Here is a 5,561-nt window from a genome sequence, read left to right on the forward strand (position 1 = left end):
CATTGGGGCTCTTCTGCAACTGCCTGCTTCTCAGGAAGCCACACCGTAAAAGTACTCCCCTCCCCCGGTCTGCTCTCCACGGTAATCCTCCCGCCATGAAGCTGGACATAACGTTGGGCGATAGGAAGGCCGAGCCCCAGCCGGTTATATTGCCGGCTCAGGGTATTCTGATCGGCGATATGGAATGGCTCAAAGATTTTTTCCTGTGCATGTACGGGAATTCCTATCCCGTTATCCCTGATCCCGATTGAATGGCCGCCATCGTCTCCATCATAGAGGAGGGATACCTTGCGGGGAGGTTCATTGAAACGGATTGCATTTGAGAGGATGACTGAAAAGACCTGGTAGAGGAGAGATGGATCTGCTGATATAATCAGGTCCTGTGGAATATCATTGGTTATTTCTGCATCCGATCCACACCCGAATGCCTCTATGATATCGTTGAGAAAGTCGTGGATATGGATTGTATCATAGAGCGGAGTAATCTTGCCGGAATCTACAAGCGAGAGTTCGAGGACCCGATCGATGATTTTCCTCTCCTGATCGATATTCTTCTGGCAACGGTGGAGGAGTTCGACAACCTCTTCAGAGAGGCCAAAGCCTTTTGGATCGGAGGTGAGGAGGCTGAGATAGCCCAGTGCCGGCTGGAGTGGTGTGCGGAGTTCATGTGAGGCGATCATGACAAAATCTGTCTTCCGTTCGATCTCGTCCTTCAGAGCATTCTGGGTTGTCACAAGCTCTTCAAACTGGGATCGGATCTCCTCTTCTGTCCGGGCAAGCCGCTCATTCATCTCAAGCAGGATGTTGTTTGAATCAAGAAGCTCCTCATTCATCGTCTCAAGTTTCCCTTCAATCCCCTCTGATTTCTCCGCAAGGAGGGTGACAATGAAGGCAATCGCCACAAAGAGCAGAACCCTGATCAGCCCCTCGGTCAGGTATCCGGCTCCTGCATAGGAGAGGAGCATGCCGAGATAGATTGCTGAAAGAAGAATGGAGAAGAGGAGACCATGTCGAGTATAGTAGATACAGGCGATGACTATCGGGATGTAGAAGAGGTTCTGAAAGATGAAATTGACACCTGATGCGAGCGCCAGAAACCCGATTATGATTGACAGCGTGGTTGTAACTGTAACAAGGAGGAGAGGCAGGTATTCATTCGCATTTTTCTTCATCTGAGTGTCCTGTATCCCGATCTCTATGCAAAAAAGAAGGATTGGATGAAGGGAGAATTATATCCTTCAACAGATCGCCCGGATGAGAGCGATCCTACATCTTCAGCATATCGCCGAGGAGCTGCTTGATCTCAATCCAGATGATCAGATCTGTCAGATCCTTATCCTTCACCCTGGTCTTCTTTTTGATGATGCCGAGGATACTTGAATCGTCATCAACGTCAGCTGCACCGGTTCTGTCGACCTGGTTCATCTCGAATGTCGAGACCGAGAGGACATCGTCGACCATTATCCCGACCTTCTTCTTTGTGATATTCTCGTCAAGAACAATGATCCGTGATTCCTCCTCAGGCCGATCGTTCTTTCTCATTATGTTCAGACGATCCTTTAGGTCGATGATGGTGGTGATCTCGCCCCGGAGATCGATGATTCCTTTGATATAGGAAGGGGAGTTGGGGAGGGCGGATATCCGGGTGTACTCCACCACCTCACGGACATCGAAGAGGTCGATCGCAAACTTCTCATCACCGAGGATGAACTCGACGACCTGAATCGACCCCGACATCACCTGGCTATCATCACTGTGCACGTCACTTGCCATGGTTTCATCCCCCTACTTCGCCAGTTTGAACTGCTGGTTCGCCTGGAGGGTCTTGTTTGCGACTGCGCTCACATTCTCAACCATCCGTGCAACCTCGTCGATACCGGCAGATGCCTCCTCGGTTGCGGCTGCCGCATCTCCCGCCTCACGAGCATTCTCATCAATGAGGCCGCTCACTTCATGAACGCTTGCTGTGATCTGCTCGACAGTTGCCGCCTGCTCCTCAGATGCACTGGCAACCTCCTCGATTGCACGGGAGATCTGCTCGACAGACTGGACGATCTCGTTGAATGCGACGATCGTCTTCTCCATCTGGTCGGATCCGGCATGAACAGCAGTATTCGCAGTTCCCATCGCCTCGACCGCCCTCTTTGCCTGCACCTGCAGCTCTCCGATCATGCTTGCAATACTCTCGGCAGATGATCCGGACTCCTGGGCAAGTGATTTCACCTCTGCTGCGACAACAGCAAACCCACGGCCCGCATCTCCGGCACGTGCCGCTTCGATTGCGGCATTGAGTGCCAGGAGGTTCGTCTGGTTGGAGATATCTGCAATGAGGCCGACGATCTTTCCGATCTGCTCCATCTGCTCGTTGATGCCTTTGATAATCTTGTCAACATCTGCCGCAGACTGGCTGATCTCTCCGATACCCTGCTCAGCGGCTGCAGCAAGCTTTGCTCCCTGCTTCGACTGATCGTTGGCATTCCGTGCAAGCGAGGCAACCGACTCGGCATTCGAGGTGACTTCCTCAACTGCTGCCGAGAGGTCTTCCATTGCCCTCAGCACCTGGATGGCTCCATTGTTTGCCTTCTCGGAGTTCTCGCTCACGTGGCCGGTGTTCTTTGCGATCTGCTGGGCACCGGATGAGACCTCCTCGATGCTGGCATTCGCCTCTTCAGAGATGGCAGCGAGTTCTCCCATCATCCGGTTTACTTCACCAATCGACTTTGAAACATTGGTGGAGACATTGTTCAGTGCCTTCTTCAGCCTCTCCATGTCGCCTTTTGCAGCGACATCATCTGAGAACCTGGTGCTGAAGTCAGCGTTTGCAAAGGAGTCAGAAACCCGGATCACTTCGTTCACCGGCTTGACAACCGCATCAAGGGTGTTGTTCAATCCATCGATGACTTTCCGGTAGTCTCCCTGGTGCTTCGATGCATCTGCACGGGTGGCGAGCCTTCCATCGACTGCTGCCCCGGCAAGCAGGTTTGCATCATCGATAAGGAGATTGATTGCATCGATACACCTGTTCACGCTATCCTTCAGTTCATTATATTCGCCTTTGAACTCACGGGAGATCTTCTCGGGGATATCACCTTTGCTGATCTTGTTCATCGCTCCGCCCATTCCTTTGATGGGCCTGACAACGGCGTCAAGAACGTTATTTAACCCCTCAATGACGAGCCTGAAATCGCCTTCATGCTTCTCAGCATCTGCACGGATGTCAAGCTTCCCTTCGATTGTGGCCTGGGCAAGTGTGTTTGAATCCTTGACAAGGAGTGTTACAGCAGCAAGACATTTGTTGAGGTTGTTCTTGATCTCTGCAAAGTCTCCCCTATAGTCGTCAGTGATCATCTCGGGAATCTGGCCGTCACTGATCCGGTCGATATATTCAGCAGCAACATTCAGCGGCCCGATGACTGCATCAAGCGTGTCATTGACACCGGTGATGATCTTTCTGAAATCTCCCTGGTGCCGCGATGCGTCAGCCCTCGTATCCAGTCTTCCATCGACTGCCGCTTCGGAGAGCATATTTGCATCCTCAATGAGGAGGTTGATCGCATTAATACACTTATTGAAGTTATTCTTGATCTCATTGAAGTCGCCTTTGTAATCATCTGTGATCAGGTCAGGAATCTGCCCCTCACTGATCCGGTCGATATATTCAGCAGCAACATTCAGTGGCCCGATAACCGCGTCGAGGATGTCATTGACACCATGGATCATCTGGGCATAATCGCCCTTGAACTTGGAGGCATCGCCCCTGACATCCAGCCTGCCCTCGCTGGCGGAATCACTGATCATATTCATCTCAGTGCCGAACTGCTGGATTATCGAGACAACGCCGCCAAATGCTCCCGCAACCTGTCCGATCTCGTCCCCGCTTCCATCAGTCTGCATGGTACCTGAGAGATCTCCTTCCTGGACACGCCTGCCGAGATTGACGAGGTCGCCCATTCTGCGTGCGATATTCCTCCCGAAGAGGACTGCGATTGCCCCGCCGATGAGGACAGCACCGATCACGATGATCAGGATCGCGTTCCTGATATCATTAATCGGCCCGGTAAAGTCGTTCCAGTCTGCACCTGCGGCAATATACCAGTCGAGGGGTTCATAGTAGGTGAATGCGACGATCTTGTCCTCGCCTTCCCAGTCATACCTGATGATACCTTCTTTCTGCCTCAGCATCTCCTGGATGAAATCATACTGGGTGAGGCTTTGTCCTTCAAGAGTCGGGTGCACAACTGCGGTGCCTGTTGAGTCAAGAACGTAGATATACCCGTTCTGTCCGATCACCGTTCTCTTGAAGTCTTCCTCTACAACTCCGAGTGTCGCATCTTCCTTAACTCCGGTGAAGAGGATACCGATCACCGCACCGCCCGGACCGCGGATCGGCTCATACGCAGTGATATAGTTGACACCAACGACATTTGCGGTTCCATAGAAGGTCTGCCCACGGACAACGACTGCGTCATAGACCTCCTGGGATACCGGTGTCCCGAGGGCACGCCTGCCATCTGCACCTATGACTGTTGTTGCAACACGGATCGCCTGGTTACCCTGCACCTGGAAGATGGTTGCTGCACCGCCGACCTGGTTTACCACACCATCGACCATTGCGTTATTATCATTCACAACAGTGACCTGGCCCGCGGAATCAACAAGAACCAGCTGTCCATTCTGGATCTGTGGCGTTCCATAACTCTGGAATTCGGCTCGAAGGACATTCAGGCCGACCTCAAGTATATCCATGGTCAGCGAATAGACGGCCTCAGCCTGTTTTGCGCTCTCACTGACACGAAGTTCAAACTCAGTCTCTACCTGATCTTCCAGAGCCCCGCTTGCACTATTATATGCAATGACGCCAAGGAGCACCGTCGGAATGATGACGAGTGCCAGACAGATGATCAGGATCTTCGTCCCGATCTTCATGTTGCCAATTTTTGAGGCTTTCCCTTCTTTCATAATCCATCTCCTCCAAACACACTGGCCGAAAGATATCGGCTCTCTCTCAATCGAAGCTGTTTTTGCCCTGCCGGGCAATTCGGCTTCCTAATATCCATGTTAATCCTGTATTTTCGTTTGCAATACATGGGATTAAATGTATGTCTAAAGGTAGTGGTACTAAAAAAACCCTTTGCTTTAGATGCTCATAACCACCGTTAGTGTCGGTTTGTATACTGCCGGTTTATGCCACTCTTGAATGGTGGATCTGGCTTTGGTGCCGGATCGGGAACGGGATTGAACGGCTCTGTTTCGGTTCACATGATCCCAAATTATTTCCCAAAAGAATTCCTACATAAGGGATGCCTATGCCAACCATTCTGATAATCGACGACTCATCCTTCCAGCGCACCATCATCAAAAAAACACTCAAAAATGAGAGCTATACCTGTATCGAAGCTGATAATGGGCGCCTTGGGCTTGAGATGGCGGAGAGGGAGAGCCCTGACGTTATTATCGTTGATCTGCTGATGCCGGATATGGATGGGATTGAGTTTCTAAAGGCAATACGGGAGAAGGCGATTACAATCCCTGTTATCGTCCTCACATCTGATATACAGGAT

4 protein-coding genes are annotated in these 5,561 nt (G+C 51.3%); 1 reads left to right on the forward strand and 3 read right to left on the reverse strand.

Annotation, left to right across the window (positions count from 1 at the left end):
• The 3 genes from QCH34_RS05605 to QCH34_RS05615 form a co-directional block, all read right to left on the reverse strand.
• A partial coding sequence (locus tag QCH34_RS05605) for a HAMP domain-containing sensor histidine kinase (RefSeq protein WP_300331425.1) occupies positions 1–1,172 on the reverse strand: 1,172 nt, incomplete at its 3' end.
• A 94-nt stretch (positions 1,173–1,266) separates the two neighbouring features.
• Entirely contained in the window at positions 1,267–1,773 is a 507-nt protein-coding gene (locus tag QCH34_RS05610; protein ID WP_300331429.1) for a chemotaxis protein CheW, read from the reverse strand.
• Between the two features lie 12 nt (positions 1,774–1,785).
• The gene (locus QCH34_RS05615; RefSeq protein ID WP_300331432.1) at positions 1,786–4,959 is read right to left on the reverse strand and encodes a Cache 3/Cache 2 fusion domain-containing protein; all 3,174 of its coding nucleotides are present in this window, start codon (positions 4,957–4,959) and stop codon (positions 1,786–1,788) included.
• A 347-nt stretch (positions 4,960–5,306) separates the two neighbouring features.
• Here QCH34_RS05615 and QCH34_RS05620 point away from each other — a divergent pair.
• Positions 5,307–5,561: response regulator (locus tag QCH34_RS05620; protein WP_300331435.1), on the forward strand; the 255-nt coding region annotated here is incomplete at its 3' end.

The organism is Methanocalculus sp. (assembly GCF_029762515.1).
Lineage (GTDB): Archaea > Halobacteriota > Methanomicrobia > Methanomicrobiales > Methanocorpusculaceae > Methanocalculus.

Coding starts and splice junctions, on each gene's coding strand:
- QCH34_RS05615 (WP_300331432.1), bottom strand. CDS start 4,959: ATGAAAGAAGGGAAAGCCTCAAAAATTGGCAACATGAAGATCGGGACG.
- QCH34_RS05610 (WP_300331429.1), bottom strand. CDS start 1,773: ATGGCAAGTGACGTGCACAGTGATGATAGCCAGGTGATGTCGGGGTCG.